Annotated in this window: 10 protein-coding genes and 2 pseudogenes; 7 read left to right on the forward strand and 5 right to left on the reverse strand. The window is 61.9% G+C overall.

Annotated features, from left to right (window positions below; genetic code table 11):
- Window positions 1-437 precede the first annotated feature (437 nt).
- On the reverse strand, window positions 438-782 hold the full coding sequence (locus O3303_RS20780; RefSeq protein WP_269562036.1) for a hypothetical protein: 345 nt from the start codon (window positions 780-782) through the stop codon (window positions 438-440).
- A 246-nt stretch (window positions 783-1,028) separates the two neighbouring features.
- Here O3303_RS20780 and O3303_RS20785 point away from each other — a divergent pair, with 246 nt between their 5' ends.
- Together O3303_RS20785 and O3303_RS20790 are read left to right on the forward strand one after the other, a co-directional pair.
- Window positions 1,029-1,493 (forward strand): hypothetical protein, encoded by a 465-nt coding sequence (locus O3303_RS20785; RefSeq protein WP_269562037.1) that lies wholly within the window; start codon window positions 1,029-1,031, stop codon window positions 1,491-1,493.
- Between the two features lie 629 nt (window positions 1,494-2,122).
- Window positions 2,123-3,442: an ArnT family glycosyltransferase gene (locus O3303_RS20790; protein ID WP_269562038.1), complete on the forward strand. Its 1,320-nt coding sequence runs from the start codon at window positions 2,123-2,125 to the stop codon at window positions 3,440-3,442.
- 307 nt (window positions 3,443-3,749) lie between these two features.
- On the opposite strand, the gene O3303_RS20795 is transcribed toward O3303_RS20790, so the two are convergent.
- A complete protein-coding gene (locus tag O3303_RS20795; RefSeq protein WP_269562039.1) occupies window positions 3,750-4,262 on the reverse strand; it encodes a hypothetical protein in 513 nt (170 codons plus the stop codon).
- 1,147 nt (window positions 4,263-5,409) lie between these two features.
- Between O3303_RS20795 and O3303_RS20800 the strand changes: the two genes are divergently transcribed.
- Window positions 5,410-8,454 (forward strand): PAS domain-containing hybrid sensor histidine kinase/response regulator, encoded by a 3,045-nt coding sequence (locus O3303_RS20800; protein ID WP_269562040.1) that lies wholly within the window; start codon window positions 5,410-5,412, stop codon window positions 8,452-8,454.
- A gap of 39 nt (window positions 8,455-8,493) precedes the next feature.
- Here the strand turns inward: O3303_RS20800 and O3303_RS20805 are convergent, their stop codons facing one another.
- Window positions 8,494-9,219, reverse strand: coding sequence for a LytR/AlgR family response regulator transcription factor (locus O3303_RS20805; RefSeq protein ID WP_269562041.1), 726 nt, complete (start codon window positions 9,217-9,219; stop codon window positions 8,494-8,496).
- Between the two features lie 252 nt (window positions 9,220-9,471).
- Between O3303_RS20805 and O3303_RS20810 the strand changes: the two genes are divergently transcribed.
- From O3303_RS20810 to O3303_RS22125, 4 genes and pseudogenes are all read left to right on the forward strand, one after another.
- On the forward strand, window positions 9,472-9,885 hold the full coding sequence (locus O3303_RS20810; RefSeq protein ID WP_269562042.1) for an Hpt domain-containing protein: 414 nt from the start codon (window positions 9,472-9,474) through the stop codon (window positions 9,883-9,885).
- A gap of 512 nt (window positions 9,886-10,397) precedes the next feature.
- A pseudogene (locus O3303_RS22035) lies at window positions 10,398-10,619 on the forward strand (hypothetical protein); the annotation flags it as partial.
- 43 nt (window positions 10,620-10,662) lie between these two features.
- Window positions 10,663-11,952 (forward strand): annotated as a pseudogene (locus O3303_RS20815) (RCC1 domain-containing protein); the annotation flags it as partial.
- Window positions 11,953-12,789 (forward strand): T9SS type A sorting domain-containing protein, encoded by an 837-nt coding sequence (locus tag O3303_RS22125; RefSeq protein ID WP_269562262.1) that lies wholly within the window; start codon window positions 11,953-11,955, stop codon window positions 12,787-12,789. It abuts the pseudogene before it with no gap.
- Window positions 12,790-13,325: 536 nt separating this feature from the next.
- Here the strand turns inward: O3303_RS22125 and O3303_RS20825 are convergent.
- Both O3303_RS20825 and O3303_RS20830 read right to left on the reverse strand, forming a co-directional pair.
- A complete protein-coding gene (locus O3303_RS20825; RefSeq protein WP_269562043.1) occupies window positions 13,326-16,046 on the reverse strand; it encodes an ATP-binding protein in 2,721 nt (906 codons plus the stop codon).
- Window positions 16,047-16,311: 265 nt separating this feature from the next.
- Complete coding sequence (locus tag O3303_RS20830) at window positions 16,312-16,515, reverse strand: hypothetical protein (RefSeq protein WP_269562044.1); 204 nt, start codon at window positions 16,513-16,515, stop codon at window positions 16,312-16,314.
- Window positions 16,516-16,692: the final 177 nt, after the last annotated feature.

Here is a 16,692-nt window from a genome sequence, read left to right on the forward strand (position 1 = left end):
GGCAGGGTAGTTCATTTACACGGTACTGCCCTAAACACGATCTGTTTAAAAACAGGCGGCATTCTAAACTCCTTTCAGGCTCTCGCTTCTTTAGCGCTAAGGTGGGCTTGCAGGGTTAAGTTGAGTAAACCGCCTACCACCAAAATAGCTCCGGCGACAAACGGGAAGCCTGCTCCAACCAAATCGGCTAGGTCGGCGGACCACAGAAAGGGATAACAGAACAGCATCGCCGCGATGCCCACGGCCATTATCCCGTAGCTGCCCAGCCAGCTCAGGCGTGAGTGTATAGTAGACGGGCGGGCGAGCTTCAGTGCTTGGTAGCGACTAAACAAGTGGCTGCGCAGCTGCTGCAGGGAGTGGTGCTGACAGTCCTCAATGGTCAGGGCAGCGAGCGGCAAACAGCGTCGTCCGGCGTGGTAGTCTTGCCCAAACAAGCGCTAGTGCTGCGGCAAGAGCAGCAGCCCAAACAGAAAAATCAGCATGCTGGGCAGCGTCCAGTTGCCGTTGCCCAGCATGAAGGCTTGCATCCTAATTTCGCCTACCGGCTCTAATTCGTACGCCAGCACCACGTGTTTCAAATCGTGGCTTTCAAAGCCAGGCACCAACGTTAACTCCCGGGCCAGCAAGCACGCCCCCAGCGCGTGCCCAACCGTTCCATCGGGCAGTTGGCTCAAAGCGGTTACCTGGCGGTGGTAGCGCGTCATGTCGTGGCACTGCTCCAGACACCACACCGACAGGAAAAAAGCGTGGCGAATGAGCTGCTCGGGGACGGAATACTTCATAGGGAGCCAATGTCTCGTTTGAACACAATCTAGCACCGATTAAGCCGTCAGGCATTACTGTATCGCCTCTCTACAAAAACGGCGGTACAAGGAAGGCCGAGAAAGGAGCACTGCTTGCTGCCCTTATCATAAGTGGACTTATCAGACAGCATATAATATCGGGTAGCTTTGGTGTATTTGAATCCTAGAATCATGGACTCACGAAATACTTTGCGAATGCCTTGGGTGCTTTCTTTGCTACTGATAATGATTCTGGTTGCTGGATGCGAGCAACGCCAGAACCTCGCTACACTGACTTACCGCCAGCACCTTTATGTCACACCAGATAAGACCGTTTTCACTGGCGTAGGCGTGCGCGAGTTTGATGATGGCCAACAGGCGGAGCTGATACGGTTTGAGCAAGGCATCCCATCTGGTACTTGGCAGGCCTTTGGCTACCAAGGAGAGATCATTCAAGAGGGATCTTATCGCGTGCTGCCACTACCAAGCGGCGTTCACGCTTACCACGGGTTACGTGTGAAGCGCCTGAACCTATTCCACTTTAGAGAAGGAAACTATGACTACGATGAGTTGCTTGTCATCTCCCCGGATTCTAACCTGTATGGCAGTTACACGCTGGCAGAATTTGCCCGTCGGCAGCCCTTTTTAGTTTTCCCGCAGCTACGCCGCAGGCCGCTCACCAAGGTGGTAATCACCAGCAAGGAGTTCTAGGATTCGGCCTCCAAGTAAATATTCCTTCACCAAGAATGAAGCATACTGTAGATCTGATAGAGGTTCTTGGAAAAGTTGCTTGATGTAATGTCTGTCATAAGCATGTTCTGGAAATAAGTACGGGTTTGGCCTTTCTGGGGATTCGTATACAACGTGGTACTTTTCCGCACTGCTTCCCGTTTGCATTCGCACTCGCTCTTCCTAATCCTACCGGACAAGCTAGGAGTTTGGCAGCCCTCAGAAGAAGAGATTTCAGCTGCTTCCATGAACTGTTCTCAGAATCTTATCGGCCATCTCATGCAACAAAGCATGTGCGGTTACCTTTGTGGGATATTGTAGGCCCGGGGGTTTTCTTGGATCCACCCCCCATTAAACTTGACTAGGTGACGCTATACGAGTGGATATTGTTAGGTCTGTGCGGCGGATTGACCATTGCGAGTTGGGGGGCACACCGACGCTCCCGTGTCCATTGGGCCATAGCCTTCCTGATGGGTGCCGCAGCTAGTTTGCGACTCCTGCTCATTAACCGTGACCCGTTTCTACACCCGTGGGACGAACAATTTCATGCCCTAGTCGCCAAAAATCTTTCGGCTGATTGGTGGCGGCCTGTCTTGCGTGCCCACCCTGTCTTGCCCTATAATTATCGGGACTGGGCTAATAATCACGTGTGGCTGCACAAACAACCCCTGTTTCTGTGGCAGATGGCGTTGTCGCTGAAGATCGTTGGCATAAATGAAGTGGCGGTGCGCCTGCCGAGTGCCCTCTTGGGGACGCTCTTTCTGTGGCCTGTGTATCGACTGGGCCGGTTAGCCGCCTCCCCGTCGGTGGGGTACTACTTGGCCGTGCTCTTCGCCTTTGCCTATTACCAGTTAGAGCTTACGACGGGCTGGCAAAGCGTCGACCACGCCGATGTGGTCTTTGGAGTTTATGTAGGGGCCAGCTTGTGGGCATATGCTGAGCACCGACATAGTAAGGCGTGGGCCTGGGCCGCCGCGGTGGGCGTCTTTGCCGGCTCTGCTCTGCTCTGCAAGTGGCTGCCGGGTCTGGTCGTCTACGCGGTGTGGGCGGGGGATGCCTTGTTGAACCCAGTGCGCCGCCAGTGGGCGGAAGGCCGGCGCTGGCTATGCGCCTTGGCCCTGACCGCGCTTGTCGCTCTGCCGTGGCAAGTATATACGCATTACCGGTTCCCCCGGGAAAGCGCCTTCGAGACGCAGTACGCCGCACAGCACTTTACCCACGTGTTGGAAGGGCACGACCAACCCTGGCACTTCTACTTCGGCCATAACCTCTGGTATCAGTACCATTGGGTAATAGTCTTGGCTGGGGCGGGGCTGGTGGTCTTGGGCTGGCGCCGCGTCCCGGACGGGCGGCGGCGCCCGTTACTGTGGAGCGGAGCCCTACTGTTTGTCTTTTTTAGCGTAGCGGCGACCAAGATGCCCTCCTACACCTACGTGGTGGCCCCATGCATGCTCTTCTTGGCCGCGGTGGCGTGGGCTGAAGGCGTAGCGTGGCTTAGGCTCACCACTGGGCGCGCCGCGCCCCTGCTCGAAGGGGTGGCATTACTTGTCGTGGTCGCCGTAGACCTGCGCCCGACCGCGTTGCTTCAGCACCACACCCAGCGCTTTGCATCGCCCGCCGCCAGCCAGAAACGGGAAGCTAAAGCACAGTGGGCGGCCGCCTACCGCGCCTTGGACCGGACGGTGCCAGTGGGGTACGTGGTGGTCAACGTGCCCTCACACGGGGCCTCAGAAGCTATGTTTTATTCGCGCCGGCCAGTTTACGTCGACTGGCCTAGTGCTGCGGAGTACCGCTTCCTGCGCCAGCAAGGCCTGCACGTGGCCGCCTTTGCGCCCCGTCAGAAACCACAACCCGACTACCTGCGGAAAGAGGATATCCTGCTCCTGCCTGACCCGACGCAGTTAACCCCTCTACTGGTAAAGATGAAATAGGACCGACACTCCCGTTAGATTTGTTCGGCTGTTCCGATGAAGCAAAAAGTAATCGCTACTACGGTAGATACTTCTGAATGGCCTTCGACTCGTCTCGCATTGGAATCCAACAGCCCTTGTAATCTTGGAAGTCGGGGCTTATAACGTTTTACAAACGGATGTTTATAGAACGTTATGCCTGCTCATCCTGCCCTTCCAACAGGGCTTGTCACATCTCTTATGTGACCGTTCAACAAATGTGACAACGTCTTATTCTCCTCCCTCGCCTCGGTGAAGCTGACTGCTTATGCCCGTGATTAAGCCGCTATTATTGGTTGAGTCGTTTTTCTCGCCACCCGTAGGAAGCGGAAAAGAAGTCATTGGCCACAATGGCTTGCACCGTACAGGTTTCAAGTTTGGTGGGCAGCAGCAGCGTGTCATTTGAAAGGGCTGTTCCCGACAAATCAACGTCACGAAAAACCGAAGGCGCGAATTCGTACACCAACCTTCCGTACTTAAACACGGAGTCTATTTGCCTGAAGGAATCAAAATGTCCTTTTCCGCGCAGGAAGTACCCAACACCTATAAAGGAAGTAACGGTGTTAGCAGAAAAGACCAAGTGGTGATCCGGCCCCTTTACCCCCAGGTAAAACGTGTCTTGACCCGCCACCAGGCATAAGTTCTTTGCTTGGTAGTGGCCATCAGGAAGGGAGTCAAAGACCAATACGACTTTATGGCGGGTATAATTAGTTAGCTTGAGCCGGATGGGAAATGTCACCAATTCTGGCCTCCGAAGGCTATCTACTTCCAGCTTCACCGCGCCGCTAGTAGATGCAAGCATTAAGTGAACTTGCGGGTGGTGGCAAGCCGTCACCCCGAACAAGAGCATTATCAAACAGCGCAGTCGGCTAATTACCATTCGCTTGGTACAGATGGTAACTATTTCATTTCCCTTGTGAGAAAGTCAGTGCCAGTCTGAAGTGAGGAGTCGCACAAGTATACCAAGGGAATTGCTGCGTTCACAAAATACTACAACTAGAGGGCAGGGGGCGTAGAGATCAAAACCGCGCTGATTCCCCTGTTATTGTCAGAAGTTGTAGAAAAGAAGCAACGATGCCCGCCTTAACTTTGAAAGATGAGTAATGCTCCGGTTCGGGTGTCTATTGTTTCACTCGTAGCAGTCGTGGCTACGTATGCTGGGCTTTTACTGATTGTTGTAACACTAGGTACTAAACAATGGTCTGAAATGGCCATACTTGCCTACGTATATCTGCTGTTCATTGCTCCGGTGGTGATGAGTATAATTGCTTATCAAACGTATCGGGCCAAGCATGCTTCCATGCTTCATCAGGTAATATTCTATGCCGGAGCGTCCTATTGTTTCGTTGGACTAGCCGTACTAGCCTTTTTTACTTTCTTCTTTCAGTTCTAATCTAGGAAAGGGTTATTTTCTAGGATGAGTTAAGGGCGATATTACCCTACCAACCGCAGCAGGGTTACAGCATCAGTCATGCGCCCGTGGGAATGCACTACCGGCTCATACAGGCTACCCGCAGAGATTTCATCTTTTGGCGGTTCAATAAGTAGTAAGGGATTCTTCATACAACGGGGCGGATCAGGACACGTTTGCCTTATCCTTTGGGCTCCGTAAGAACGACTGTGGATTTGCCGAGCTCTAACGCTTTACCCTCCACTACAACGGGCGCGCGGTAGCGGCCGGAGATGGGTTGACGATACTACACGTGAACTTATACAAACGTTAAGATTTTCTAAACATCCCTCTATAGAGCGTTACCCCCCCTGTCTTGCTGGGCACCGACATGCCGAAGGCAGACCGGCCGCACGAGCCGCCCGGGCCGCGCCGTTCACTCCGGATTCGGTTAGGTTCGCTCACGCCAGGGGTGCGTTCAGGTGCCCAAATGCACCGTTCGGTTTTTTCAGCAGCATTTCTGAAAAACTACCGGCATCTTACGGCGCACCCGCTCGCTATGAAAAAAACCGTTCCGCCTTCCAAATCCCCCTCCGCTGCCGACCAGCGTCTTGCCGAGCTTGAGGCGGAGCTGGCCACGCTGCGCGCCGTAGCCGCCGTCACCGAGCACAGCCCCAACCTGCTGATCCGCCTCGATGCCGCCGGCGTGCGCGCGTACGCCAACGCGGCGGCCTGCGCCTTCGAGCAGCAGCTGCCTGCCGCGGCGGCAGCTGAGCTGCAGGCCCACCTGCGTGAGCAGGCCGCGGCCTGTCTGGCGGCGGGCCACCCGCGACGCACGGAGCTGGCCAGCGGTGGCCGCTACTTCACGCTCACGGCCTGCCCCGAGCCCACCACCGAAGCTGCCACGCTCTACCTCACCGACATCACCGAGCACTATCAGGCCGAGCAGCAGGTCACCCAACAGCGGGACTTCTTCCAGAGCGTGCTCAACGAGCTGCCCGGCGACGTGGCCGTGTTCAGCGCCGAGCACCGCTACATCTTCCTGAACCCGGCCGCCATCAAGAATCCCGAAATCCGGGCCTGGATTGTGGGCAAGGACGACTTCGAGTACTGCGAATACCGCGGCTTCTCGCCCGAGCGCGCCATGGGGCGGCGGCAGTACTTCACCCAGGCCCTTAGTTCGCGCACCGAAGCGGCCTGGGAAGAAGAGCTGCCCCTGCCCGACGGCACCAAATACTTTCTGCGCCGCTTCCTGCCCATTTACCGGCCCGATGGCACCCTGAACTTCATGCTGGGCTACGGCCTCGACATCACCGACCGCCGCAGCACCGAGGAGCGGCTGCGCGAGAGCGACGAGATGCTGCGCGAGCAGCAGGCCTTTCAGCAGCTGGTGCTCGATGTGATTCCGGCCGCCGTGTACGTGCGCGACCAGGGCCGCACCACCTTCGCCAACCGCGCCATGCAGGAGCTCAACGAGTTGGCCCGCGACCAGTCGAAGCGCGTGCGGCAGAACCCCAAGGGGCAGGAGGCCCGCGAGGTGGCCCACTATGCCCAGGTGGATGCCCAGGTGCTGGCCAGTGGCCAGGCCATGCGCAGCGAAGACTCCCTCACGCTGGCCAACGGCGAGGTGCGCTGGTTCCAGACTGTGAAATGTCCCTTCCCGCGTCCCGACGGCACGGTGCTGGTGCTGGGCGCCAGCACCGACATTACGGCCAGCAAGGAAGCCCGCCTGCGGGTGGAGCGCAGCGAAAAGCGTTACCGCGACCTGCAGCACTACGCCCTGGCCCTCATCTACACCCACACCCTAGACGGGCAGATGCTGACCGTAAACCCCGCCTGCGCCCAGCTCATGGGCGTGCCGGCCGAGGTGCTGGCCGCCGGCCGCCTGGCCCACGCCCTGGCCCCGCCGCTGCGGCCCCGGGTGGACAACTACCTGCGCACGCTCAATACCGAGGGCGAGGTGCGCGGCGTGGTGCGCGTGAGCACTGCCGGCGGCCACACCCACTACGTGCTCTACCATAGCCACCGGGTGCAGGAAGCCGGGCAGGAGCCCTACGTCATCGGCTACGGCCAGGACATTACCGACCGGGTGCTGGCCGAGCAGGAGCTGAAGCGCGCCAAGAAGGTGGCCGAAACCGCCGCCCAGGCCCGCACCACTTTCCTGGCCAACATGAGCCACGAAATCCGGACGCCGCTGAACGGGGTGCTGGGCATGGCTGCGCTGCTGGCCAAAACCAAGCTCACCGCCCAGCAGCACGAGCAGGTGGCCATCATCCACTCCTCGGGGCAGCACCTGCTGGCCGTCATCAACGACGTGCTCGACGTGGCCAAGATTACCTCCGGCAAGCTGGAGCTGGAGCAGACTGCCTTCAATCTCTGCGACTCGGTGGGGCAGGCGGTGGCGCCGCTGGCCCAGCAGGCCCGGCAGCGGGGGCTGGAGTTCCGGGCCGAGCTGCCTGGCCCCGACTGCCCCTGGGTGCTCGGCGACCCGTTCCGCCTCAACCAGATTCTGCTCAACCTGCTCAGCAACGCCATCAAGTTCACGCACTACGGGGCCGTCACGCTCAGCAGCCGGCTGCTGGCCGACAGCGCGGACAAGGTCACGGTGGAGTTCCGGGTGTCGGACACCGGCATCGGCATCCCGGCCGACAAGCTGGACTACATCTTCGAAAGCTTCACCCAGGCCAAGGCCGACACCACCCGGCAGTTCGGGGGCACGGGCCTGGGCCTGAACATCAGCCGGGCGCTGGTGGAGCAGTTTGGCAGCCGGCTGGTAGTGGAATCCACGCCCGGACAGGGCAGCACCTTTTATTTCAGCATCACGCTGCCCAAAGCGGCCGAGCCCGAGAGCGTGACGCCCCCCGTGCCCCAGGACGGCGCGCTGGAGGGCCTGCGGGTGCTGCTGGTGGAAGACAATACCATCAACCGGCTGGTGGCCCGCCAGATGGTGCAGAGCTGGGGCGGCCACGTCGACGAGGCTCCCGATGGCCTGGTAGCCCTGGAGCTGTTCGAGAAAAACCGCTACGACGTGATTCTGATGGACATTCAGCTGCCGGGCATGAGCGGCCTCGACATCACCCGGCACATCCGCCAGCACGCCGATGCTTCCCGCGCCGGGGTAGCCATCTTGGCCCTCACGGCCAACGCCTACCAGTCGGATATGCAGCAGTACCTGGCCGCCGGCATGAACGACTGCCTGGCCAAGCCTTTCGATGAGGCCGAGCTGTGCCGCAAGCTGCAGGCCCTGCGCCCGGCCGCCGCTGTGCTTTACGACCTGAGCAAGTTCCGGGCCCTGGCCCACGGCAACGCCGACTTCGTGCCCGACATCATCCGCTCGTTTCTGCACGATATTCCGCCCAGCCTGGATCAGCTGCGCGAGGCCGTGGTCAGCCGCCGCTGGACCGAAGCCCGCCGGCTGGTGCATTTTATCAAGCCCAACCTGGAAGCCCTGGCCGTGGCCGGCACCGCCCCGCTGCTCGCCGAGCTGGATACCATCAGCCCGGTGACCCTTGAAAACCCTGGCCGCATGCTGGAGGTAGTCGAGCAGCTGACGGCCGCCGTGGGCATGGTGCTGGAGCCGCTGGCCCGTGAGCTGCCGGGGTAGGGCTGGGGCGAGGGTGTAGCGCGGACTTGGTAGTTCGCGCTACAGGCTGCGCAGGCGGGCCATCAGGGTCTGCTCGTAGCTTTTGCCGATGGGCACCTCGAAGCTGCCCAGCTGCAGGTGGCCGTCGGCTACGCTGTCGATGAGGCGGGTATTGACCATGTAGGAGCGGTGCACCCGCAGGAAGTGGGCGAAGGGCAGCTGCTCGTCGAGGGCCTTGAGGGTGGCGTGCACGATGTGCTTGCGCGTGGCTGTAACCAGTACGCAGTACGCCGACATGGCCTCGATGTAAAGCACCTGGTCGAAATCCAGGCGCACGAGCTTGTTGTTGGTGCGGATGAACAGGGACTGGTCGTCGGTGTGCAGATCAGGTCGGGAGGGTAGCGGGCGGCTGGCCAGCCGCTCCCGCACCCGGGCCACAGCCTGCAGAAAGCGGGCATACTCCAAGGGCTTGAGCAGGTAGTCGGCCACACGCAGCGTAAAGGCATCAACGGCAAACCGGGCGTGCGAGGTCACCAGCACTACCTCCGGGCCGGGCGTGGGCAGCAGCTTCACCAGTTCCAGGCCCGTGAGCTGAGGCATTTCGATATCGAGCAGCAGCAAGTGGGGCAGGGGCTCCTGCTCCAGCAGCGGCAGCAACGCCACGGGGTCGGCCAGGGAGGCCTGCACCTCCAGCCCCTCCGTGATGCGCACGAACTGCTCCAGGGTGAGCCGGTTCATGGTGTTGTCGTCGACGATAACGCAGGTGAGCGGGGCAGGAGCGGGCATAGGTTAGGCGACAGGCAGGCGTGACGCTAATTATGCCCCATGATACGGATAAGCCGGCAATCGGCCCGCCGGCATGCTCCGGCCAGTCGCTTCGGCTACCGTTGCGCCCCATTCGGATATGTGGGCGGCGGTTTAAGTAAATTCTTTGGCAGGCAAGCAGCAAGACAGGCAACTTCAGACAGGCAGCGCATCAATCCGCCGCCTGCCCTGCCCGCGCCGAGTCCAGTTATCCACGCCTAGTCTGTCATGCTCATGTACCATTCCCACGCCGCCGGTCCCCCGTGCGAAGAAAACGCGCCGCTATACCATTTTGCCGCCCTGGGCCGGCTGGCCGACGACCCCGCTTTCGTGTGCAAAATCAAACAGGTATTTCTGCAGGACACGCCGGTCCGGCTGGCGGGCCTGGAAGCGGCCATTGCCGCGGCCAACTGGTGCCTGGTGGCCCGGGAGGCCCACAGCCTCAAGTCGATGATGGGCCTGCTGGGCTTGCTGCTGCCCATACACCTGCTGCGGCAGATGGAGCAGGCCGCCGACTCCCGCCCCGCCCAGCAGCACATGTCCACCTGGCTGCGGTGCCTGCGCCTGTCGGTGGCCCCGGTGCTGCTGGCTCTCCACAATGAGCTGCGCGCCGGCAGCAGCGCAGCGAATCCGCTGGGGCCGGCCTGAGGCCCGGAAAGCGGCCATTCAGCTTCGTTTTCACCTGATTCGTTGATTATTCGTAGACCCGGGCTGCTCGCAGGATGTCTGCAAAGCCGAGGCACTACGCCTAGCCCAGGAAAGCCGTTCAACCCGCGCTGCCGTGGGGTGCTTGTCCCATAAGTGCGTGCGAAATTCCAGCCCGGAAAATACACCATCACTCTCTGGGACTGTACACCTAATAGGCCATAGTCTTCCAGCTCCCCAGCGACATACCTCTGGAAGAAGGGCGGTTTTTCAACCTCCTTCCGGGGCGCGGCCGGCGTAGTACTTTGCCAGGCTGTTGCTGTCCCGCACAACCTATGTAAACGGGGGGAGGGCTCTGATAGCCATCGTAGCGACCAGCTGGGCCCACGTAAATACCCGGGCCTTATATTGCAGTGCACTTTTACATTATGCCTGCGCCCTTTTCTATCCTGTCCATGATACGTTTTACCTCCTTCTGCCAGGCCGGTTCCCTCAGCCTTTTCTACCAACTCCTGATGTGGGTGTGCCTGCTGGGCGCAAGCCTGAGCACGTCGCACGGCCAGCGTTTAGCGGCCGGGGGGGAGTACTCAGTTTCCATTCGCCCCGACGGCACGCTGTGGGCCTCTGGCAGCAACTTCGTGGGCCAGCTCGGTGATGGTACCCGCGTGAACCAACCGATTCCGGTGCAGATCGGCACGGCCAACACCTGGGAGCGGGTGGCAGCCAGCCAAACCGGCCACACGGCGGCTATCCGGACGGACGGCACCCTCTTGGGGGTACAACTCGGCCGGCGAGCTCGGCCATGGCCCCGGAAACAACCGCCTTACGCCGACCCGAGTCGGCACGGATACCTGGCGGCGGGTGGCCGTTGGGGTCAGGCATACGGTAGCTGTGCGCACCGACGGTACGCTCTGGGCCTGGGGAGAAAACTCCCGGGGCCAGCTTGGCGATGGCACGACCACCGACCGGGCGTTGCCTCAGCAAATTGGAACGGCCACTACGTGGAGCAACGTGGCCGCAGGCACCTTTTTCTCGGTGGGCCTGCGCACCGACGGCACACTGTGGGCCTGGGGTGATAATTTCCAGGGCCAGCTCGGCGATGGAACGTTTACATCCCGAATCACCCCGGTTCAAATCGGCACGGCCTCGACCTGGCAACAGGTGGCAGTGGGTGCTTTCCACACGCTTGCGGTACGCGCCGATGGCACGCTCTGGGCCTGGGGCAGCAATTTCCGCGGCCAGCTCGGCGACGGCACCGGTACCTCCCGGAACACTCCCGTGCAAATTGGTACGGCCACGAACTGGCAGCGCTTGGCCGCCGGTGCCAACCACACGCTCGCGGTGCGCACCGACGGCACGCTGTGGGCCTGGGGCGACAACGCCAACGGCCAGCTCGGCGACGGCACCATTACCAACCGGCTGACGCCGGTGCAGGTGGGCACCCTGGCCACCTGGCGGGAGATTGCCGGGGGCAGCACCCACACCGTCGCTACCCGTACCGACGAGTCGCTTTGGGCCTGGGGCAGCAACGGCAGCGGCCAGGTGGGTAGCCCGGCTCTGGCTACGGCCCGGGTGCGGCAGCCCGAACAGCTCGGTACGGACACGAACTGGCAGCAGGCAGCCTTGGGCAACACCCACACGGTGGCAGTGCGCACCAACGGCACGCTGTGGACCTGGGGTGAGAATGCGTTCGGCCAGCTCGGCGACGGCACCACCACCGCGCGCAACGTGCCGATCCAGATTGGCACGGCCACGGACTGGCGCAGCGTGGCGGCCGGCTTCAACCATACCCTCGCGGTGCGTGCCGACGGCACGCTGTGGGCCTGGGGCGACAACGCCGGCAGCCAGCTCGGCGACGGCACCACCACCAACCGCCTGGTTCCGGTGCAAATTGGCACGGCCACGAACTGGCAGCGCGTGGTTACGGCCAACTTCTGGACGCTCGCGGTGCGTACCGATGGCACACTCTGGGCCTGGGGTTCAGGCGTTACAGGCTTTGGCACCTTGTCCGGCTCGTATCGTCCCACCCCGACTCAGATCGGCACCGACATGAACTGGCGATGGATAGCCATGGACGGCGGGCGCGCGGCGGGCGTGCGCACCGATGGCACGCTCTGGGTGTGGGGCAGGAACTTCGGTGGCTGGCTCGGCGACGGCACGACCACCGACCAACTTGCGCCGGTGCAACTTGGTACGGCTACAACCTGGCAGGAAGTTGTTTTCGGCGAGCGGCACGGGTCTGCCGTGCGCACCGACGGCACGCTCTGGGGCTGGGGCGACAGCTTTTTTGGCCAGGTGGGCGATGGCAACACCACTTCCCGCCCGACGCCAATACAAGTAGGTCCGGCCGCCGGGTGGCGCAGCGTGACCGCCGCCTCTCTTCATACCCTGGCCCTGCGCACCGACGGCACGCTCTGGGGCTGGGGCGCCAACTCCGGCAACCAGCTCGGCGACGGGACCTCCGACATCCGCTATGCCCCCGTGCAAATCGGCACGGCCACGAACTGGCAGCAGGTTATCACCAGTACGACCCACACCGTGGGCATACGCACCAACGGCACGCTCTGGGTGTGGGGCAATAATGAGGAGGGCCAGCTCGGCACTGGCCAGCCCTACAGCACCTCCGTGCCCCTGCTGGTCACGAGTGGTTCCGGTCCGCTGTCGGCGCGTGGAGCCCGCGGAGCTGCCGGCTCGTTGGTTCTGGTCCCCAATCCGGCCCGCGACATGGTCACCCTCCCCGGGCTGGGAACGAATACCATCCTGCGCCTGCTCGATGCCCAAGGCCGGCTGGTGCGCACCGGCGCCGGTGCGCGCTTGTCGCTGGTAGACCTGACACCCGGTTTGTACCTGCTGCAAGCCACCGTGCCCGGCCAGCCAGCACGAACGGCCCGCCTCCTGGTCGAGTAAGTCCCCATCTAGCTGCGGTGGGCCGCCGCTCGTGAAACGTGTGTTCCTTCTACCATACTCTCCGGACGCTTGCGCATTCTCTGCTAGCTGCCCCTCTTCCCTGCTTGCTCGCTAAAACACTATAGGCCAGCGAAGGAAACGGTTAGCTCTCCGACGGTCCCGCTTCACGGGGTTGCGTTAGCAGTTGGACAAAGAATTGTGATAAGCTGATAACTTATTGATCAGCAGCGGTTTTTAACTAGCACTCACCTATCCACTTCTGCTGCTTTCCCTGGTCCAGTGGATTACCCGCCGTTTACATCGCCTCGCGTTGAAGGCCAGCAGAGAGCCCGAAAACGGGGGATTTCCGCTACTAGCTACTTCCTGCCGCTGCTAAGCTGTAAGCTGGGCAAAACCTAGTATCCCGAACGCGTAGCGGCAATCAAAGTACCCGTTAGGCCCATTTTATGGCTTTCTGGTACCCTGAGCCGAGGGAAGTAGGCCTCGGAAATACAGTTGGGTAGAAAGCAAGGAATGGCAATGGCCTGGTGCGGGCCCTAGCGGCGCAGCAGCTTCAGCAGCTTGGCGTAGAGCTGGGCCTCGTCGAAGGGCTTGGCCAGGCAGTCGTTCATGCCGGCGGTCAGGTAATGCTCGTGGTCGGCCCGGAAGGCGTTGGCGGTGAGGGCCAAGATGGGCACCGTGGCCCGGGCCGGGTCGGCGTGGGCGCGCAGCAAGGCGGTGGCTTCCAGGCCGCTCATGCCCGGCATTTGAATGTCCATCAGCACCACGTCGTAGTCGTCGCGCCCAAATTGCTCCACGCCCTGGTGGCCGTCCTCGGCCTCGGTTACCACCACGCCCCATTCCTGCATGGTGCGCCGGGCCACGAAGCGGTTGATGTCATTGTCTTCCACCAGCAGCACCCGCACGCCGCGTAGCGCGCCGGTGTCGAAGCTTTCCGGCTCGGCGGCGCTAGTGGCGTTCTGGGCTTTGGCGAGCGTGAGCACGAAGGTGAAGCAGCTGCCCACGCCGGCCGTGCTTTCCGCCGTGAGCTGGCCGCCCATCTGCTCCACCAGCGCCTTGCTGATGCTTAGGCCCAAGCCCGTGCCGCCAAACCGGCGCGAGGTGTCGGCGTAGGCCTGGGTGAAGCTCTCGAAGATGCGCGCCAGCACCTCGGGCTTCATGCCGATGCCGGTGTCCGTCACCTGAAAGCGCACGGTGAGCGCGTCGGCAGTTTCGGCCAGCAGCTCGCCCTGCACGCGCACGGTGCCGCCGGCGGGGGTGAACTTCACCGCGTTGCTCACCAGGTTGATCAGTATCTGATTGAGGCGGTGCGCATCGCCCTGCACCCAAGGCAGGGGACAGGACTCGCGCAGCGGCTTGCCCTCAAACCGAATACCCTTTTCCGCGGCCTGCAGCGCCAGCGGGTGCACGGCGTGGCCCATCGAGTCGCAGAGGTTGAAGGCCTCCAGATCCAGCTCCAGCTTACCGGAGGCGATTTTGGCCATGTCGAGCACGTCGTTGAGCACGGCCAGCAGGTGGTGCCCCGAGCGGCTGATGATGGCCAGGTACTCCTGCTGCTCAGGCGTGAGGGCGGTTTTGCTCAGCAGGTTGGCCACGCCCAGCACCCCGTTCATGGGCGTGCGGATTTCGTGGCTCATGTTGGCCAGGAAGTTTTCGCGGGCCGTCACGGCAGCCTCGGCGGCCAGCCGGGCGCGCTGCGTTTCCTCCTCGGCCAGAATGCGGTCCGTGATGTCGTGGCCGTGCGAAATCATGTACGATTCGTTGGGCTCACGCACCACCACGTTGTGGTAGAGCACGTAGCGAATGTCGAGGCTGCCGCGCGGGCGCACCCGCAGCACGCCCTTGTCCTCGCCGCGGGCCGCCATGCGCACCAGGTAGGCCCCAAACACGGCCCGGTCCTCGGCCAGCATGTGGTCCGTCACGTGGCGGCCGGGCATCGCGTCGGCGTTCTCGCGCAGCAGCGTGGCCAGCGCGGGGTTCACCGAGAGCACCGTGCCGTTCAGGTCGCAGGTGCCGATGAGGGCCTGGCCGTAGAACATGAGGTCGTGGTACTTTTTCTCGCTGCGCTCGAGCGTGCGCTGTGCCCGTTTCATGGCCGTGATGTCGGTGGTCACGCCCAGTACCTGCACCGTGCCGTCGGTGCGGTAGAGGCAGCGCTTGGTTGTGTAAAACCAGTGCACGACGCCATCGGCCAGGGTGAAGGGCTCCTCGCGGGAGATTTCCTCCCCGGTTTCCAGCACCTGCCGGTCCACGGCCGCGTAGGCGGCCAGCTCGCGGCCCAGCTGGCTGTTCGGGTCGATGTTGTCCGGGTCGGGGGGCACGGGCGAAAGCTCCACCAGGTGCTGCATGGCCCGGTTCTGAAAAATCAGCTTCTGCTGCCTATCGCGCACAAACACGATAGTCGGAATATTGTCGAACACCTGCTGCATAAATTGCTGCTGCTCGTGCAGCTCGCGGCGCACCGCGTTGCGCTCGGTGATGTCGGCAAAGTAGAGGTTGACGTAGCCTTCCTGCGGAAAGGGCATCACCGCCACAGACCAGGACTGCTCGCCCATCATTACTTCCACCTCATGGCCTTCGGTCTGGGTGAGGGCCTCGGCGACAGCGGCCCGTAGCTGCCGCTGCACCTGCACCTGCTCGGCCCGCGACAAACCCTTGCTGATGCGCCGGGCGGCTGGATTGGCATGGAGCTGCTGCCGGTTGGCCCCAATGCGCACGAAAGGCCGCGGGCTCTGGTCGGCAACGGTGAAAATCAACTTCTGCTCGGCCAGTAGTCGCTGCTCCTCGCTCACGTCGCGCAGGGTGAGCAGGGTAATGCCTTCCGGTCCAGCATCCGTCGGGGCGGGCCTAATATCGTAGGCCAGCACCCGGCCATTGTGCAGCCGAAAAAGCTCGTGGTGGGCTGTGGTGAGCTTCTGCGAATCGGGCGCCGTCCAGCTCGCCAAATCGAGCGGCGCGGCCAGCAGGGGCTGCATCTGGGCCATCAGGTGGCCGGCCGGCCGGCCGAGCCAGGCGGCTACCTCAACCGGCAAACCCAGCAGGTGGAAAAAATTGCGGGTGGCCAGCACGATGTTGCCCGCCGCGTCCAGCAAAAGCAGGCCTTCGGGGAGCCGGTCGGAGAGGGTTTCCAGCATCTGCTCCACGAGGCGGGCCTGGGCCAACTCGGCCGTCAGGGCCTGAATGCGTAGCTCGGCCGCGGCCAGGGCAGCGCAGCAAGGAGAGGCCACGGCGGGCACGGGAGCAAATGCAGCAGTCATGCGTAAAAACGAGTTGGTGAAGGTGCGCCAGCGGCTGCGTGTGCTGGCTACCGTACCAACACGGTGCCAAAGCGAATTTTATTAATTATAACGCTGATTATTAACAATTTGTGCTGCAAATAAGCTTGTCGCCGACTCCAGCCCGTAGAATAACCATCCAGCATCTGGAGGCCTGGGGCGGGCCGCCGGCCCGACCCCCAAACGCAGCCAGCCCGCCGGCCCCACGGGGGCCAGCGGGCCGGTCAAAGAGCTTACACCGGGTAAATCAGCTGATAAAAACTTCGAGCACTCGCTTCCGGTGGGTGCTGGTGATGCTCAGGCCGGGTAGGTCGACGGCGGGCCCAGTGGGAAGCTCGCGCTCGCCCTCGGCCGCAAAGCCAAAATCCAGGCTCCAGTCGGCAAAGCGGCGGGCGGCAATCGAGATAGCAGGACAAATGCTGGAAAAACGGCAATCGGGACTCGTAGCCATAGTAATCAAATAAAAGGATAGGAAACGCCCCGCCTGCAGCGGCAGCACGCGGCCGGGCAGGACACAGTTCAGCAGTACCGCCGGCCGCTTGGAGGGCGCAGCAGGGCACTGATTTCAGGAAGTGGGGAGCGTTAGGCGAGAGAGCCTACAAACAGGACGGGCCGCTGCTGAATGGGC

Source organism: Hymenobacter canadensis (assembly GCF_027359925.1).
GTDB classification, from domain to species: Bacteria; Bacteroidota; Bacteroidia; order Cytophagales; family Hymenobacteraceae; genus Hymenobacter; species Hymenobacter canadensis.

Excerpts from the sequence above, each read along its gene's own strand:
- O3303_RS20780 (WP_269562036.1), bottom strand. The coding sequence starts at position 782 with ATGAAGTATTCCGTCCCCGAGCAGCTCATTCGCCACGCTTTTTTCCTG.
- O3303_RS20785 (WP_269562037.1), top strand. The coding sequence starts at position 1,029 with ATGATTCTGGTTGCTGGATGCGAGCAACGCCAGAACCTCGCTACACTG.
- O3303_RS20795 (WP_269562039.1), bottom strand. The coding sequence starts at position 4,262 with ATGCTTGCATCTACTAGCGGCGCGGTGAAGCTGGAAGTAGATAGCCTT.
- O3303_RS20800 (WP_269562040.1), top strand. The coding sequence starts at position 5,410 with ATGAAAAAAACCGTTCCGCCTTCCAAATCCCCCTCCGCTGCCGACCAG.
- O3303_RS20805 (WP_269562041.1), bottom strand. The coding sequence starts at position 9,219 with ATGCCCGCTCCTGCCCCGCTCACCTGCGTTATCGTCGACGACAACACC.
- O3303_RS20810 (WP_269562042.1), top strand. The coding sequence starts at position 9,472 with ATGTACCATTCCCACGCCGCCGGTCCCCCGTGCGAAGAAAACGCGCCG.
- O3303_RS22125 (WP_269562262.1), top strand. The coding sequence starts at position 11,953 with ATGGACGGCGGGCGCGCGGCGGGCGTGCGCACCGATGGCACGCTCTGG.
- O3303_RS20825 (WP_269562043.1), bottom strand. The coding sequence starts at position 16,046 with ATGACTGCTGCATTTGCTCCCGTGCCCGCCGTGGCCTCTCCTTGCTGC.
- O3303_RS20830 (WP_269562044.1), bottom strand. The coding sequence starts at position 16,515 with ATGGCTACGAGTCCCGATTGCCGTTTTTCCAGCATTTGTCCTGCTATC.